This is a genomic window from Streptomyces toxytricini, assembly GCF_014649915.1.
GTDB lineage: Bacteria > Actinomycetota > Actinomycetes > Streptomycetales > Streptomycetaceae > Streptomyces > Streptomyces toxytricini.
The window spans coordinates 185,203-200,957 of record NZ_BMTY01000002.1 but is presented as its reverse complement, the minus strand read 5'-3'; the positions used below and the strand labels follow the sequence as shown (position 1 = coordinate 200,957).

12 protein-coding genes are annotated in these 15,755 nt (G+C 72.2%); 8 read left to right on the top strand and 4 right to left on the bottom strand.

The features are described 5' to 3' along the window. The first annotated feature begins 46 nt into the window (after window positions 1–46). On the top strand, window positions 47–1,327 hold the full coding sequence (locus tag IE170_RS03095) for an MFS transporter (RefSeq protein ID WP_189807758.1): 1,281 nt from the start codon (window positions 47–49) through the stop codon (window positions 1,325–1,327). A 68-nt stretch (window positions 1,328–1,395) separates the two neighbouring features. On the opposite strand, the gene IE170_RS03090 is transcribed toward IE170_RS03095, so the two are convergent. Beyond that, window positions 1,396–2,838: a CCA tRNA nucleotidyltransferase gene (locus IE170_RS03090; protein WP_189807757.1), complete on the bottom strand. Its 1,443-nt coding sequence runs from the start codon at window positions 2,836–2,838 to the stop codon at window positions 1,396–1,398. Between the two features lie 184 nt (window positions 2,839–3,022). Between IE170_RS03090 and IE170_RS03085 the strand changes: the two genes are divergently transcribed. The 7 genes from IE170_RS03085 (at window position 3,023) to trxA (ending at window position 12,708) form a co-directional block, all read left to right on the top strand. Next, a complete protein-coding gene (locus IE170_RS03085) occupies window positions 3,023–5,362 on the top strand; it encodes a DUF6049 family protein (RefSeq protein WP_189807756.1) in 2,340 nt (779 codons plus the stop codon). A 46-nt stretch (window positions 5,363–5,408) separates the two neighbouring features. Next, window positions 5,409–7,583 carry a murein biosynthesis integral membrane protein MurJ gene (gene murJ / locus IE170_RS03080; RefSeq protein WP_189807755.1) on the top strand — a complete coding sequence of 725 codons (2,175 nt, stop codon included), beginning with the start codon at window positions 5,409–5,411 and terminating at the stop codon, window positions 7,581–7,583. Window positions 7,584–7,700: 117 nt separating this feature from the next. Further along, window positions 7,701–9,419 carry a protein kinase family protein gene (locus IE170_RS03075; protein ID WP_189807754.1) on the top strand — a complete coding sequence of 573 codons (1,719 nt, stop codon included), beginning with the start codon at window positions 7,701–7,703 and terminating at the stop codon, window positions 9,417–9,419. Between the two features lie 160 nt (window positions 9,420–9,579). Further along, window positions 9,580–10,281 carry an RNA polymerase sigma factor SigM gene (gene sigM, locus IE170_RS03070; protein ID WP_189807753.1) on the top strand — a complete coding sequence of 234 codons (702 nt, stop codon included), beginning with the start codon at window positions 9,580–9,582 and terminating at the stop codon, window positions 10,279–10,281. Further along, window positions 10,278–11,231, top strand: a complete 954-nt coding sequence (locus tag IE170_RS03065; RefSeq protein WP_189807752.1) for an anti-sigma factor family protein — start codon at window positions 10,278–10,280, stop codon at window positions 11,229–11,231. The genes sigM and IE170_RS03065 overlap by 4 nt, the downstream gene beginning before the upstream one ends. A 124-nt stretch (window positions 11,232–11,355) precedes the next feature. Beyond that, the gene (trxB, locus tag IE170_RS03060) at window positions 11,356–12,315 is read left to right on the top strand and encodes a thioredoxin-disulfide reductase (protein ID WP_189807751.1); all 960 of its coding nucleotides are present in this window, start codon (window positions 11,356–11,358) and stop codon (window positions 12,313–12,315) included. A 51-nt stretch (window positions 12,316–12,366) separates the two neighbouring features. After that, the gene (gene trxA, locus IE170_RS03055) at window positions 12,367–12,708 is read left to right on the top strand and encodes a thioredoxin (protein WP_189807750.1); all 342 of its coding nucleotides are present in this window, start codon (window positions 12,367–12,369) and stop codon (window positions 12,706–12,708) included. Between the two features lie 97 nt (window positions 12,709–12,805). Here the strand turns inward: trxA and IE170_RS03050 are convergent, their stop codons facing one another. From IE170_RS03050 to IE170_RS03040, 3 genes are all read right to left on the bottom strand, one after another. Next, window positions 12,806–13,423 (bottom strand): GNAT family N-acetyltransferase, encoded by a 618-nt coding sequence (locus tag IE170_RS03050; RefSeq protein WP_189807749.1) that lies wholly within the window; start codon window positions 13,421–13,423, stop codon window positions 12,806–12,808. 105 nt (window positions 13,424–13,528) lie between these two features. Beyond that, a complete protein-coding gene (locus IE170_RS03045; RefSeq protein ID WP_189807748.1) occupies window positions 13,529–14,620 on the bottom strand; it encodes a ParB/RepB/Spo0J family partition protein in 1,092 nt (363 codons plus the stop codon). Further along, window positions 14,617–15,705 (bottom strand): ParA family protein, encoded by a 1,089-nt coding sequence (locus IE170_RS03040; RefSeq protein WP_189807747.1) that lies wholly within the window; start codon window positions 15,703–15,705, stop codon window positions 14,617–14,619. Before IE170_RS03040 ends, IE170_RS03045 begins: the two co-directional genes overlap by 4 nt. Between the last annotated feature and the right edge of the window lie 50 nt (window positions 15,706–15,755).

Here is a 15,755-nt window from a genome sequence, read left to right as displayed (position 1 = left end):
CGGGCAATCTGCCCGGGGACCCTCCGCGTGTGTGAACCTTGCCCTCATGCCCGTCGTACGTGATCTGCGCGTACTCCTGCGCCTGAGGGACTTCCGCAACCTGCTCGCCGTAAGGCTGTTCTCGCAGGCCGCCGACGGCGTCTACCAGGTGGCCCTGGCGACCCACGTGGTCTTCTCCCCGGAGAAGCAGACCTCGCCGGCCGCCGTCGCCTCGGCCATGGCGGTCCTACTGCTGCCCTACTCCCTCGTCGGGCCCTTCGCCGGAGTCCTCCTGGACCGTTGGCGCCGCCGCCAGGTCTTCCTCTACGGAAACCTGCTGCGGGCCCTCCTCGCCTGCATCACCGCCGTGCTGGTCGCCGCCTCCGTCCCCGAGTGGCTCTTCTACGCCTCGGCGCTGTCCGTGACGGCCGTCAACCGCTTCGTCCTGGCGGGGCTCGCCGCCTCCCTGCCCCGTGTCGTCGCACCCGGCCGGCTGGTCACCGCCAACGCACTGTCCCCGACGGCCGGGACCCTCGCCGCGACCGCAGGCGGAGGCCTCGCCTTCCTGCTGCGGTTCCTCGCCGCCGACTCCGACGCCCTCGTGGTCCTGCTCGGCGCCGCCCTCTACCTCGGAGCGGCGCTGATGTCCCTGCGCCTGGCCGTCGGCCTGCTGGGGCCGGACCATCCGCCGGGCACCGTCCACCCGTCCGTGCTCCAGGGCGTCGCGCTCACCGTGCGCGGGATGGCCGCGGGGCTGCGGCACCTCGCCGAGCGCCGCGAGGCCGCCCAGGCGCTGGCCGCCATGACCATGATGCGGTTCTGCTACGGGGCCCTGACGGTGACGCTGCTGATGCTCTGCCGCTACGCCTGGTCGGACACCGAGTCGGACGGCCTCGCCCTGCTGGGCCTCGCGGTGGGCGTCTCGGGGGCGGGCTTCTTCGCCGCGGCCGTGGTCACACCGGGGGCGGCCGGCCGCCTGGGCACCCGCGGCTGGATCACCGTGTGCTCGGCGACGGCAGCGCTCCTGGTGCCCGCCCTCGGCCTTTCCTTCCTGCCGGAGCCCATGCTGGCCGCCGCCTTCGTCCTCGGCCTCGCCACCCAGGGAGCCAAGATCGCCACCGACACGGTGGTGCAGTCCCGGGTGGACGACGACTTCCGAGGGCGGGTCTTCTCCCTCTACGACGTGCTGTTCAACGTCGCGTTCGTCGCCGCCGCGGCCGTCAGCTCGCTGGTGCTCCCCGCGGACGGCCGCTCGGCCGTGCTCCTCGTGGGCGTCGCAGTCCTCTACGCCCTGACCGCGCTGTACCTGGGGCGGCGACCCGATGTTTCACGTGAAACACGCCCCTGACCCCTCCGGGGGGCGGGCCGGGCCCGCGGCATGTTTCACGTGAAACACGTCCCGGGCCCCTGCCGCATTCAGGCCTGCGCGGCCCACCAGTCCCGGAGGGCCGCGACCGCCGCCGCGCGCTCCATGGGACCGTTCTCCAACCGCAGCTCCAGCAGGAACGCGTAGGCCTTGCCGACCACGGGGCCGGGACCGACGCCCAGCTCCTGCATGATCTCGTTGCCGTCCAGGTCGGGCCGGATCGCGTCCAGCTCCTCCTGCTCCTGAAGCTGCGCGATGCGCTCCTCCAGGCTGTCGTACGTCCGGGAGAGCGCGTTGGCCTTGCGCTTGTTGCGCGTCGTGCAGTCGGACCGGGTCAGCTTGTGCAGGCGGTCCAGCAGCGGGCCGGCGTCGCGCACGTAGCGCCGCACCGCCGAGTCGGTCCACTCGCCGTCGCCGTAGCCGTGGAACCGCAGGTGCAGCTCGATCAGCCGGCAGACGTCCTTGACCATCTCGTTGGAGTACTTCAGCGCGGTCATGCGCTTCTTGGCCATCTTGGCGCCCACCACCTCGTGGTGGTGGAACGAGACCCGGCCGTCGCTCTCGAAGCGGCGGGTGCGGGGCTTGCCGATGTCGTGGAGGAGTGCGGCGAGCCGCAGGACCAGGTCCGGGCCGTCCTCCTCCAGCGCCATCGCCTGCTCCAGAACGATCAGCGAGTGCTCGTAGACGTCCTTGTGCCGGTGGTGCTCGTCGCTCTCCAGCCGCAGCGCCGGCAGCTCGGGCAGCACCCGGTCCGCCAGCCCGGTGTCGACGAGGAGGCCGAGGCCCTTGCGCGGGTGGGCGGAGAGCATGAGCTTGTTCAGCTCGGCCTGCACCCGCTCCGCGGAGACGATCTCGATGCGCTGCGACATCGCCCCCATCGCGGCCACGACGTCCGGCGCGACCTCGAAGTCGAGCTGGGCGGCGAACCGCGCCGCGCGCAGCATCCGCAGCGGGTCGTCGGAGAAGGAGTCCTCCGGGGTGCCGGGCGTGCGCAGGACACCCGCCCGCAGGTCCTCCAGGCCGCCGTGCGGGTCCACGAACTCCTTCTGCGGCAGCGCCACGGCCATCGCGTTCACGGTGAAGTCGCGCCGGACGAGGTCCTCCTCGATGGAGTCGCCGTAGGAGACCTCGGGCTTGCGGGAGGTCCGGTCGTAGGACTCCGAGCGGTACGTCGTGACCTCGATCTGGAAGCCTGCCTTCTGGGCGCCGACGGTCCCGAAGGCGATCCCGACGTCCCAGACCGAGTCCGCCCACGGTCGGACGATCTTCAGGACGTCCTCGGGGCGGGCGTCGGTGGTGAAGTCGAGGTCGTTGCCGAGACGGCCGAGCAGCGCGTCGCGGACGGACCCGCCGACCAGGGCGAGGCTGAATCCCGCCTCCTGGAACAGGCGGCCGAGCTCGTCGGCGGCAGGAGCGACCCGCAGCAGTTCGCTGACCGCGCGGCTCTGCACCTGACTCAGGGCACTGGGGGTGTCTTCATTGGCGTTCGGCACAACAGAAAAGGGTACGTGCCCCGCCCGGAGGGGGCTCCCCCGTTTCCGGCACCCCGCTCTCCGGGGGCCGCGGTGCCGGGCCGATCATGTGGAGCAAGGCGCGGCACTCGCGCCCGGCGGGTCTCGTTACCATTCCTGGACGCACGAACGACGACCACTGACACTGCGAGGGACGGGTTAGCGCGTGGCCGAGCCGGCAGACAACCAGGGGGCTTCCCCCGCTCCTGCCCGGCGCCGCTGGCTGCGGCGCGCCGTCGTCCTGCTCTGCGGGACACCGCTGCTCGGCGCCCTCGTCCAGCCACCCGCCCCGGCGGACGCGGCCGAGACGGGCTCCGTGGATGTGCAGCTCACCACAGTGGCTCCCGCGGCCCCGGTCAAGGGCGACACGCTGACGATCTCCGGAACGGTGGTCAACAACGGCCGCGAGACGATCACCGCGGCCCACGTGGGGCTGCGGGTCGGGTCCGCCCTGAGCGACCGCACCTCGATCGACGAGGCAGCGGACCGGACCGGCTTCCGGGCGGGCACCGATCCCGGCGAGGTCGACCAGGCGTACTCGGTGAAGATCGCCTCGCTGCCCTCCAAGGTGAGCCAGACGTTCACGCTGACGATCCCGGTGAACAAGCTGGAGCTGGAGAAGGAGGGCGTCTACCCGCTGGGCGTCTCACTCTCCGGCGAGACCGACAGCCGCCCCTACGAGCAGGTCCTGGGCATCAAGCGGACGTTCCTGCCGTGGCAGCCGGAGCCGGCCGCCAAGCGCTCCCAGCTGACGTACCTGTGGCCGCTTGTCTCCACGACCCGCCTGACGGCCGAGACCGGCTCGGACGAGGTGCAGACCCCGGTCTTCCTCGACGACTCCCTCGCGGACGAGCTGCGGACCGGCGGCCGGCTGGAGCGGATGGTCTCCCTCGGCAAGGAGCTGCCGATCACCTGGGTCATCGACCCCGACCTGCTGTACACGGTCGACGCGATGACGAAGGGCTACCGCTACCGGACCCCCGACGGCCGGGTCGTCCAGGGCCGGAACAAGGCCGTCGCCGAGCAGTGGCTCGCCTCGCTGGAGGCGGCGGTCCAGGGCAAGAAGGTCGTGGCCCTGCCGTTCGCCGACCCCGACATCGCCTCCCTCGCCCACCAGGGCAAGGACGTCTCGGGCACCCTCGGGCAGCTCCGGCCGGCCACGGACAAGGCGAAGCAGGCGGTGGAGACCGTCCTGCACGTCACCCCGTCCACCGACTTCTCCTGGCCCGTCGACGGCGCGATCGACCCGTCGATCGTGAACGTGGCGACCTCGGCCGGGGCCCACCACGTGCTGGCGCGCAGCGACAGCCTGCAGGAGACCGGCGCTCTCGGCTACACCCCGTCGGCGGCCCGCCCCATCGGCGCGGGCGCCACGGCCGTCGTGGCTGACGCCGACCTGTCGACCGCCTTCGAGGGCGACATGCTGAGTGCCGCGAACTCCACGCTCGCCGTGCAGCGCTTCCTCGCGCACAGCCTGGCCCTGAACCTGCAGAAGACCGACAGCCAGCGGAGCTTCGTCGTCACCCCGCAGCGGATGCCGACCGCCAGCCAGGCCCAGTCCATGGCAGAGGCCCTCCGCGCCCTCCAGGCGGGCCGCTGGACGCAGCCCGCCGACCTGGAGGCCGCGGCCGCCGCCAAGCCCGACGCAGGCGTGAACACGCAGGTGCCGGGCGCCGGCCAGTACCCGGACGCGCTGCGCAAGACGGAACTGCCCGTCGCCGCCTTCGAGAAGATCCGCACCACCCTGAACACGCTCGACCACTTCAAGGCCATCCTGACGGCGCCCGACCGCGTCGAGATCCCGTTCGGGAACACCACGAACCGCGAGATGTCCACCTCGTGGCGAGGCCGCCCCCAGGACGCCGGGCACTACCGCAACCAGGTCCAGCAGTACCTGGTCGGCCTGACCGAGAAGGTCAAGCTCGTCCCCAAGTCCGACGCCACCCTGTCCGGCCACAGCGCGACGATCCCGGTGAGCGTCCAGAACGGCCTGGTCCAGGACGTGCAGGGCCTCGTCCTGCGGGTGAAGTCGGCGAATCCGACCCGTCTGGTGTTCGGCAAGAGCGGTCAGGCGGAGCAGCAGGTCACCGTCCAGGGCGGGCACAGCCAGACGGTGAAGTTCACCGCGAACGCGACGGCGAGCGGCCCCGTCGAGGTCACCGCCCAGCTCTTCACCGAGAACGGCGTCCCGTACGGCAAGGAGCGCAGGTTCACGGTGGAGGCCACCGAGATCACCCCGACCGTGATGCTCGTCATCGCGGGTGGTGTCCTCCTCCTGGTGCTGGCGGGCGTCAAGATGTACGCCAGCCGCAAGCGCGTGGCCGCCCGGGCCGCCGCGGGGGATGCCGCGGAGCCGGCCGGGGACGGCCGGGAGCCCGCCGGGGATGCCGCGGAGCCGGCCGGGGGCGGGCAGCCGGCCGACGGCATGCAGCCGAGTGACGGCACCCCGGACACCGGAGCGCAAAGCACCGGCCGGTCCGGCGCGGGTGAGACAGTGGACCGTTGAGCGATGCCGTGGCCGGCCGGCCTGGGGACGATGAGGTGGGGTTTCGATGAACGCGCCGTACGACGGTGACCGCGCGCAGGGCACTGGCGCGCCCGCGCCCTACCCGGGCGCCGACCCGGGCGCCGCGCCGCCCGGGCAGGTTCCCGCGCCCGCCCCCGGGCCGGACCGGGACCCGTACGTCCAGGACGCCTACGAACGCGACCCGTACCGGTCGCACGACCTGTCGGCGCAGGACCCCGTGGCCGAGGTGCTGTACGACCGGGCCTCCCACCCCCCGCCGCCGCCCGGCACCTACCAGGAGCCGGGGCCGCTGTACGCGGCCCCGCAGACGGCCGCGCCCGCCCCCGACCCCCGCGTGTGGGCCCAGACGCCGCCGCCCGAGCCGGACGGCCCCTCGCGCCACCTCCCGTACGGCGACCGTGCAGGCACCACCGAGTTCGTCGGCGTCGACGCGCTGGTCACCACCGCCGGCGAGGACGAGCCGCAGACCGACGCCTTCGCGCACCTGTACCGCGACCAGCAGGCCGCGCCCGGCGCGGCCGTCGAGGACGCCCCCGTCGCGTCCCCGGCGCCGAGCAAGCCGGCCGGCCGGGCCTCCGGGCTGCTGAAGTCCAGCGCCCTGATGGCCGCCGGAACGATCGTCTCCCGCATCACCGGCTTCCTGCGGACCCTGGTCATCGCCGCGGCGATCGGCGTCGGCACGTTCAACGACACCTACCAGATCGCCAACACGCTGCCGACGATGATCTACGTACTGGTCGGCGGAGGCGCGCTCAACGCCGTCTTCATCCCCCAGCTCGTACGCGCCATGAAGAACGACAGCGACGGCGGCCAGGCCTACGCCAACCGGCTGCTGACCCTCGTGGTCGTCCTGCTGGCCGCCATCACCACCATCTGCGTGCTCGCCGCACCGGTGTTCATCACGATGATGTCGCCGAAGATCGCCTCCGACCCGGACCAGATGGACGTCGCGGTCGCGTTCGCCCGCTACTGCCTGCCCACCATGTTCTTCATGGGTGTGCACGTGGTGCTCGGTCAGATCCTCAACGCGCGCGGCCGGTTCGGCGCGATGATGTGGACCCCGGTCCTCAACAACATCGTCGTCATCGCCACGTTCGGGGCGTTCATCTGGGCCTTCGGCGGCTTCACCACCTCCGGTGTCAGCGCCGCCACCGTCACCCCGGAGGGCGTGCGCCTGCTCGGCCTCGGCACCCTCCTCGGCCTCACCGTGCAGGCCCTGGCGATGCTGCCGTACCTGCGCGACGCCGGATTCTCCCCGCGCCTGCGCTTCGACTGGAAGGGCCACGGCCTCGGCAAGGCCGCCCGCCTCGCCAAGTGGACGTTCTTCTTCGTCCTCGCCAACCAGGTCGGCCTCGTCGTCGTGACCCAGCTCGCGACCTGGGCCGGCTCGGTCGCCGAGAAGCAGGGCCACCCCGGCACCGGCATCACCGCCTACAACTACGCGCTGCTGCTGTGGCAGATGCCGCAGGCCATCATCACCGTCTCCGTCATGACGGCCGTCCTGCCCCGCATCTCCCGCTCCGCCCACGACGGCGACGCGGCCGCCGTCCGCGACGACATCTCCTACGGCCTGCGCACCTCGGCCGTCGCCATCGTGCCCTGCGCCTTCGCCTTCCTCGCGCTCGGCGTCCCGATGGCCATGCTGCTGTACGCGGGTTCCGGCGACGGCGCCCGCAACATCGGCTACGTGCTGATGGCGTTCGGCCTCGGCCTCATCCCCTACTCGGTCCAGTACGTGGTCCTGCGCGGCTTCTACGCCTACGAGGACACGCGCACGCCCTTCTACAACACGGTCATCGTGGCCGCCGTCAACGCAGCCGTCTCCACAGCCGCGTTCTTCGTGCTCCCGGCCCGCTGGGCCGTCGTCGGCATGGCCGCCGCCTACGGACTCGGCTACGCGGTCGGCGTCGGCGTCGCCTGGAAGCGGCTGCGCAAGCGGCTCGGCGGCGACCTCGACGGCGCCCACGTGCGGCGCACCTACGCACGCCTCACCGGCGCCTGCATCCCCGCGGCCGCCGTCGCCGGCGGCGTCGCGTACGCGGTCACCCGCTGGCTGGGCAGCGGAGTCGCCGGCTCCCTCGCGTCGCTGACCACGGGTCTCATCGCGCTGGCCGCCGTCTTCCTCCTGGCCGCCAAGCGCATGCGCATCGAGGAGCTCAACGCCATGGTCGGGATGGTTCGCGGACGCATGGGGCGCTGATGCGCACAACCGTCGCACTCCTTCGCGTGTCGTGCATAGCGCGGGACTGTGGGCACAATTGGCATGGCTTCGCAGACTGGCCGACAGCGCGTAACGGATGGGGAGGCAGGAACGACGGTGGCGGAACGTAGCACGGCTGCCGTCGACGTGGCCGACAACGGCGGCGACCAGCCGCCGGCCGCTGGTGCGGCCAAGGCCACGGCCGACGGGGTGGAGACCCAGAACGGACGAGCCGCGGACAAACCCGTCCCCGAGGAAAAGGACGGCGAACACAGGACCGCGGCACCGGCCGCAACCCCCGAACTCCACAGCGGCCACAAGCTCGCCAGGCGCTACCGCCTGGAGGAGTGCGTCACCCGTCTGGACGGATTCAGCAGCTGGCGCGCGGTGGACGAGAAGCTGCGCCGCGCCGTCGGCGTCCACCTGCTGCCCGCCGACCACCCCCGCGCCCGGTCCGTCCTCGCCGCGGCCCGCTCCTCCGCCCTGCTCGGCGACCCCCGGTTCGTCCAGGTCCTCGACGCCGTGGAGGAGAACGACCTCGTCTACGTCGTCCACGAGTGGCTGCCCGACGCCACCGAGCTGACCTCCCTCCTCGCCGCCGGACCGCTGGAGCCCCACGAGGCCTACCAGCTCGTCAGCCAGGTCTCCCAGGCCATGGCCGCCGCCCACCGCGAAGGCCTCTCCCACCTCCGGCTCACACCCGGCGCGATACTGCGGACCTCCACCGGGCAGTACCGCATCCGCGGTCTCGCCGTGAACGCCGCCCTGCGCGGCATCACCAGCGACACCCCCCAGCGCACCGACACCGAAGCGATCGGTGCGCTGCTGTACGCCTCCCTCACGCAGCGCTGGCCCTACGAGAACGACGCCTACGGGCTCGCCGGCCTCCCCAAGGACCTCGGCCTGATCCCCCCGGACCAGGTGCGCGCCGGCGTCCACCGCGGCCTGGGCCAGCTCGCGATGCGCGCCCTCGTCAACGACGGGGCGACCGCCTCGCGGCAGGAGCCCCCCTGCACCACGCCGGAGGAGCTGGCCAAGGCCGTCGCGGCCATGCCGCGGATCAGACCGCCGGAGCCCGCCTTCACGGCGCCGCCCGAGTACCAGCACACCACCTACCAGCAGGGCAGCTACGGCCGCCCGCCGGCGCACCCCGGGACGCCCGCCACCCAGGTCATCGTGCCCCCGCCGCCCCCACTGCAAAGCCGCGCGGGCCGCGTCCTGAAGTGGGCGGTGTCCGCGCTGCTCATCACCGCGCTCGGCCTGGGCAGCTGGCAGCTGGCCGACACCCTCCTGGACCACGGCAAGGGCGACAGCGGCAACGGCGGCTCACAGCAGACCGCCCCCACCGGCGAGCCGCCGAAGGTACGGGAGCCCAAGCAGCTGAAGGTGAGCTCCGCGAGCGTCTTCGGCAGGGAGCAGATCGAGAAGGAAGACGTCCACAAGGCCGTGGACGGCGACCGCTCCGCGGGGTGGGTCACCAACCACTTCAAGGGGCAGCCGAACTTCGGCAACCTCCCCTCCTACGAGGACGGGAGCGGCGTCATCGTCGACCTCGGCAGCGTGCAGGAGGTGACCAAGCTCGAAGCGGACATGTACCTCGCGGGCCACAAGGCCCAGGTCCGCGCCGCCGCGGCCGACGCCTCCTCGCCGGTCACCCTCTCCGACTTCCCCCAGGAGCTCACGAAGCCGCAGACCACGGGGAAGACCCTGGAGACCAGGCTCGAGGCGCCGGTGAAGACCCGGTTCCTGCTGGTGCACATCACCGAGCTGCCCGCCGAGGGCGGCGTTTACCGGGGCGGCATCAACGAGATCAAGGTCATGGGCCTGGTCGACTGACGGCCGCGGCCGGGTCGCACGGCACTGGGGCCGCGGTGCACGGGACGGGCGTCCCAGGGCACCGCGGCCCTCGCCGTCTGCGGGTCGGGACGCGGGGGGCCGCCCCCTCGTGCTCGGGCCGTACAGGCCCTAGTCTCCATGCCGGGAGAAGCGAGGTGTGATGCACGAAGCAACGGCGGACGGCCGCAGCGACCGGGAGCTGCTCGCGTCGCACGCCGTCGGCGACCCCGACGCCTTCGCGGAGATCGTGCGCCGCCACCGCGACCGGCTCTGGGCCGTGGCCCTGCGCACCCTCGGAGACCGCGAGGAGGCCGCCGACGCCGTGCAGGACGCGCTCGTCTCCGCCTACCGGGCCGCCCACACCTTCCGAGGCGAGTCTGCCGTCACCACCTGGCTGCACCGGATCACCGTGAACGCCTGCCTCGACCGCGCCCGCAAGGCCGCCGTACGCAGAACCTCCCCGCTCGACGACACCGAGCGGCTCGAGCGCCTGCTGGAGCCCCACGAGTCCGCCGAGGCCCCGGCCGAACGGGAGGACCTGCACCGACAGCTCCTCGCCGCCCTGGGCACCCTGCCGGCCGACCAGCGCGCCGCCCTGGTCCTCGTCGACATGCAGGGGTACTCCGTGGCGGAAGCCGCCGACGTGCTCGGCGTCCCCTCCGGCACCGTGAAGAGCCGGTGTGCGCGCGGCCGGGCCAAGCTGGTCCCGATGCTCACTCATCTGCGCTCGAATGCCGGGGATAACACCGCCGCGGAGCGGGGAAGGAACCGGACGCCGGGGACACCCGTCCCACCAGCGGCAGACCCCGGTCATCCAGCCCCGGGCGCAGACACGGTGAAGGGCGGAGGTGGACGAACGTGACTCCCGCAGCCGGCACGATCCGGCACCCGGACGTCTCGGAGATCTCCGACCTGGCCGAGGGGCTGCTCCCCCCGGCCCGGACCGCGCAGGTGCGCCGCCACCTGGCCGAATGCCCCCTGTGCGCGGACGTGCTCGCCTCTCTGGAGGAGATCCGCTCCCTGCTCGGCACACTGCCCGGGCCGCCGCGCATGCCCGCGGACGTCGCCGGACGCATCGACGCGGCCCTCGCCGCCGAGGCGCTGCTGGACTCCACCACGCCGAGGACCGACGAAGCCGCCGCCGGCCCGGAGGCGGATGACGCTGCTCAGCCGGCTGCCTCCGGTGCTTCCGCCGCCCCGGTGCCCCGTCCGGGCGGACGGCGGCCCGCGGGCCACCCGGACGGAGCAACCGGCCCGGGCCGGCGCCGCGCCCGGCGCCGGATCGCCGTCGCCGCCGGACTGGCGGGCGCCGCGGCGTGCACCTTCGGCATCCTCTTCGCCGGGGGCCTGTTCGGATCGGGCTCGCCCGACACCGCTGCCCGCACCTCCGACCCCCGTACGACGGCCCAGCCGCCGGCCGGCGGCAGCTACACCGCCCAGGGCCTGCAGGACAGCGTGCGGCGGCTCCTCGGCCCGGCCGACGGCGCGAAGAAGGCGACCCCTCCCGAGGCGAACAGCACCTTCGGAGCGGAGAACGCCCCGCAGAGCCAGGGCCTCGCCCCCGGCGACCGGGCAGTCGGCACGGACGCGGCCGACGTGCCCGCCTGCGTACTCGGCGCCACCCGCCGTACCGAGGCCCCGCTCGCCACCGAACGCGGCAGCTACCAGGGCAGGGAGGCCTTCCTCCTCGTCCTCCCGCACCCCGGAGACGCCGGCCGCGTCGATGCGTACGTCGTCGGCACCGGGTGTACCGCCACCCCTTCGGGCGGTGCCGGAGAGCCCCTGCTGACCAGGACCTACCCGCGGAGCTGACAGCTTGGCACCCGGACGGGGAGGGCCAGGGAATGGACGCGCCTTAGGATCCGTTGGGTGGGGTGAGGCTCCACACCGGCCCCCGGCCAGCAGCGCGCAGTCCACAGAGACGAGGAAGAGACCCGTGAGCGACGTCCGAAACGTGATCATCATCGGTTCCGGGCCGGCCGGATACACGGCCGCCCTCTACACCGCACGCGCTTCGCTCAAGCCGCTCGTCTTCGAAGGCGCCGTCACCGCCGGCGGTGCGCTGATGAACACGACCGAGGTCGAGAACTTCCCCGGCTTCCGCGACGGCATCATGGGCCCCGACCTGATGGACAACATGCGCGGCCAGGCCGAGCGCTTCGGCGCCGAGCTCGTCGCGGACGACATCGTGTCCGTCGACCTGACCGGTGAGATCAAGACCGTCACCGACACGGCCGGCACCGTCCACCGCGCCAAGGCCGTCATCGTGGCCACCGGCTCGCAGCACCGCAAGCTCGGCCTGCCCAACGAGGACGCCCTCTCCGGCCGCGGCGTCTCCTGGTGCGCCACCTGCGACGGCTTCTTCTTCAAGGACCAGGACATCGCCGTCGTCGGCGGCGGCGACACCGCGATCGAAGAGGCCACGTTCCTCTCCCGGTTCGCCAAGTCCGTCACCGTCGTCCACCGCCGCGATGCGCTGCGCGCCTCGAAGGCCATGCAGGACCGCGCCTTCGCGGACCCGAAGATCCGGTTCGCCTGGGACAGCGAGGTCGCCGTGATCCACGGCGAGCAGAAGCTCTCCGGTCTGACGCTGCGCAACACCAAGACCGGCGAGACCTCCGAGCTGCCCGTGACCGGCCTGTTCATCGCCGTCGGCCACGACCCGCGGACCGAGCTCTTCAAGGACCAGCTGGAGCTCGACGACGAGGGCTACCTCAAGGTGGAGGCCCCTTCGACCCGCACCAACGTCACCGGCGTGTTCGGCGCGGGCGACGTGGTCGACCACACATACCGTCAGGCCATCACCGCCGCGGGCACCGGCTGCTCGGCCGCCCTCGACGCCGAGCGCTTCCTCGCGGCCCTCTCGCACGCCGAGAAGGCCCACGCGACGGTCTGACTCCCAGACTCCCCCCACTCAACACCCCGCAGGAAGAAATAGGAGGCCGCTGTGGCCGGCACCCTCAAGAACGTGACCGACGCCGACTTCGAGACCGAGGTCCTGAAGAGCACCAAGCCCGTCCTGGTGGACTTCTGGGCCGAGTGGTGCGGCCCGTGCCGCCAGATCGCGCCGTCCCTGGAGGCCATCGCGGCCGAGTACGGCGACCAGATCGAGATCGTCAAGCTCAACATCGACCAGAACCCGGGCACGGCGGCCAAGTACGGCGTCATGTCCATCCCGACCCTGAACGTCTACCAGGGCGGTGAGGTCGTCAAGACCATCGTCGGTGCCAAGCCCAAGGCGGCCATCCTGCGCGACCTGAGCGACTTCGTCGGCGGCCCGACCGCCTGACGGCAGTCGCCTCGGCAATGTTTCACGTGAAACGGGGCCGCCCCTGAGGGGCGGCCCCGTTTCGCACGTTTCCGGCTCCGATCGGAGCCGCGGGCGTTCACAGGGGGCGCAGTGCCGGCTCCTTGCGGGCGGCTCCGAGGAGCCGGTCCAGTGCCAACTCCACGTCCTCCTTCCAGGAGAGCGTGGAGCGCAGCTCCAACCGCAGTCGCGGGTGCGTGGCGTGCGGCCGCACGGTCTTGAAGCCCACGGCCAGCAGGTGGTCGGCGGGGAGCAGGCAGGCGGGGCCCTCCCAGCGGGCGTCGCCGAACGCCTCGATGGCGCGGAACCCGCGCCGCAGGAGGTCCTTGGCCACCGTCTGCACCATCACCCGCCCCAGGCCCTGCCCCTGGTACCCGGGACTGATCCATGCGGTGATCAGCTGCACCGCATCCGGTGAGACCGGGCTCGTGGGGAAGGCCGTCGAACGGGGGACATAGGCAGGCGGCGCGTACATCACGAAGCCGACGGGGACGTCGTCGACGTAGACGACGCGGCCGCACGAACCCCACTCCAGCAGGACGGCGGAGATCCACCCCTCTTTTTCGAGTTCGGACGTCCCGGCCTTCACAGCGGCCTCGCCGCTGACCGGGTCCAGCTCCCAGAACACACAGGACCGGCAACGCCGAGGCAGGTCCTGCAGGTTGTCCAGTGTGAGTGGTACCAACCGACGCCCCATGAGCGCATCGTATCCAGAGCCCGAATCAGGAGAAACCGCTCCAAGCCAAAGGGGCGGACCGCTCCGGCAGCACCGGCGCGATCCGCCCCTCGGCGGGCGGGAGACTCACTCCGCGGACTGACCCTGCTCCAGTACCCGGCCCTCGCCGGGAGCCAGGGTCGCCAGGATCCGCTCCAGGTCCTCCATCGAGGCGAACTCGACGGTGATCTTGCCCTTCTTCTGCCCGAGGTCGACCTTCACCCGGGTCTCGAAGCGGTCGGACAGCCGCGTCGCCAGCTCACTGAGAGCAGGGGACACCCGGCCGCCCGCGCGGGGGCCCTTCGGCTTGACCGCGGCCTCCGGCTCCGAGCCCATGAGCGAGACGATCTCCTCGACCGACCGCACGGAGAGCCCTTCGGCCACGATGCGGGCGGCGAGCTGGTCCTGGGCCTCCGGGTCGTCCACCCCGAGCAGGGCGCGGGCGTGGCCGGCCAGCAGGACACCGGCCGCCACCCGGCGCTGCACCTTCGGCGACAGCTTGAGGAGCCGGAGGGTGTTCGTCACCTGCGGACGGGAGCGGCCGATCCGGTCCGCCAGCTCGTCGTGGGTGCAGTTGAAGTCCCGCAGCAGCTGGTCGTATGCGGCGGCCTCTTCCAGCGGATTCAGCTGAGCCCGGTGGAGGTTCTCCAGCAGGGCGTCTAGCAGCATCTTGTCGTCTTCGGTGGCCCGGATGATCGCCGGAATGCGCTGGAGCCCGGCTTCCTTGCAGGCCCGCAGCCGCCGCTCGCCCATGATGAGCTCGTAGCCGCCGGCCGAAGCCCGCCGCACGACGATCGGCTGGAGCAGTCCGACCTCCCGGATGGAGGTGACCAGCTCGGCCAAGGCCGCTCCGTCGAAGACCTCACGGGGCTGCCACGGGTTCGCCTCGATCTCCTCCACGGCGATTTCCGCGAAGGTGGCTCCCGCCACCGCACCGGCCGCGGGCCCGACAGCAACCGTGTCGATCGGCTCGGCGACCGCGACCGATGTTTCACGTGAAACATCGACCTGGGCGAGGGAGGTCAGCTTCGCCGCGGCGATCCCCCGCTCGGAACCGGGCCCCGGCAGGGAGGCCGCGGCCGTAGGCCCCGTGCCTGCCGCCGCCGGCGTCCTCTCCTGGGGAGCTGCGGGGATCAGCGCGCCGAGCCCCCGCCCCAGACCCCTACGTCGCTCACTCATTGGATCCCCTCCGCCATGCTCTGCGTGCTGTTCATGCCCGCGCCCACGTGGGCGTTGCGGCCGTCGTAATGGAGTCCGGCCCCCCGCAGCGCCATCTCCCGCGCCGCTTCCATGTAGGAGAGGGCGCCGCTGGAGCCCGGGTCGTAGGTAAGCACCGTCTGCCCGTAGCTCGGTGCCTCGGAGATGCGCACCGACCGGGGGATGCTCGTCCGCAGCACCTCGCTGCCGAAGTGGGTGCGGACCTCCTCCGCCACCTGGGAGGCCAGCCGCGTCCTGCCGTCGTACATCGTCAGCAGGATCGTGGACACGTGCAGCGCCGGGTTCAGGTGCGCCCGCACCAGGTCGACGTTGCGCAGCAGCTGGCCCAGTCCCTCCAGAGCGTAGTACTCGCACTGGATCGGGATCAGTACCTCTGCGCCGGCGACCAGCGCGTTCACCGTCAGCAGACCCAGGGAGGGCGGGCAGTCGATGAGGATGTAATCCAGCGGCTGCTCGTACGCCTGGATGGCCCGCTGGAGGCGGCTCTCACGCGCCACGAGCGAGACGAGCTCGATCTCCGCACCGGCCAGATCGATGGTGGCCGGGGCACAGAAGAGCCCCTCCACGTCCACGACCGGCTGGACGACTTCGAGCAGCGGGCGGCTGTCCACCAGGACGTCGTAGATCGACGGCACCTCCGCGTGGTGGTCGATGCCGAGCGCGGTGGAGGCGTTGCCCTGCGGGTCGAGGTCGATGACCAGGACCCGTGCACCGTGCAGGGCCAGGGAGGCCGCGAGGTTGACGGTCGTCGTGGTCTTGCCCACGCCGCCCTTCTGGTTGGCGACCACGATGACGCGGGTCTGCGCCGGCCGCGGCAGCCCCTCGCCCGACCGGGCCAGCGGCTCGGCAGCGAAGGACGCGGCTGCGCCGATCGGCGCGTCGTTGTCGACAAGAGGCGGGGGCGGTGTTTCACGTGAAACATCGCCGCCCGCCGATTCAGAGCGGGGACCGGGGACCGGATCGGCCATCGGCCCCGCGAGGTTGGCGTCGGACCGCACGGTGTCACTCTCCTCGACATCAGGCTCGGGCTGAACAGAGCCTGCCATGTCACCGGGGTCGCGAACCAGCGGGGCCCGTGCACCTGTGGATGAATCCA

Coding starts and splice junctions, on each gene's coding strand:
- IE170_RS03095 (WP_189807758.1), top strand. CDS start 47: ATGCCCGTCGTACGTGATCTGCGCGTACTCCTGCGCCTGAGGGACTTC.
- murJ (WP_189807755.1), top strand. CDS start 5,409: ATGAACGCGCCGTACGACGGTGACCGCGCGCAGGGCACTGGCGCGCCC.
- sigM (WP_189807753.1), top strand. CDS start 9,580: ATGCACGAAGCAACGGCGGACGGCCGCAGCGACCGGGAGCTGCTCGCG.
- IE170_RS03050 (WP_189807749.1), bottom strand. CDS start 13,423: ATGGGGCGTCGGTTGGTACCACTCACACTGGACAACCTGCAGGACCTG.
- IE170_RS03045 (WP_189807748.1), bottom strand. CDS start 14,620: ATGAGTGAGCGACGTAGGGGTCTGGGGCGGGGGCTCGGCGCGCTGATC.
- IE170_RS03040 (WP_189807747.1), bottom strand. CDS start 15,705: ATGGCAGGCTCTGTTCAGCCCGAGCCTGATGTCGAGGAGAGTGACACC.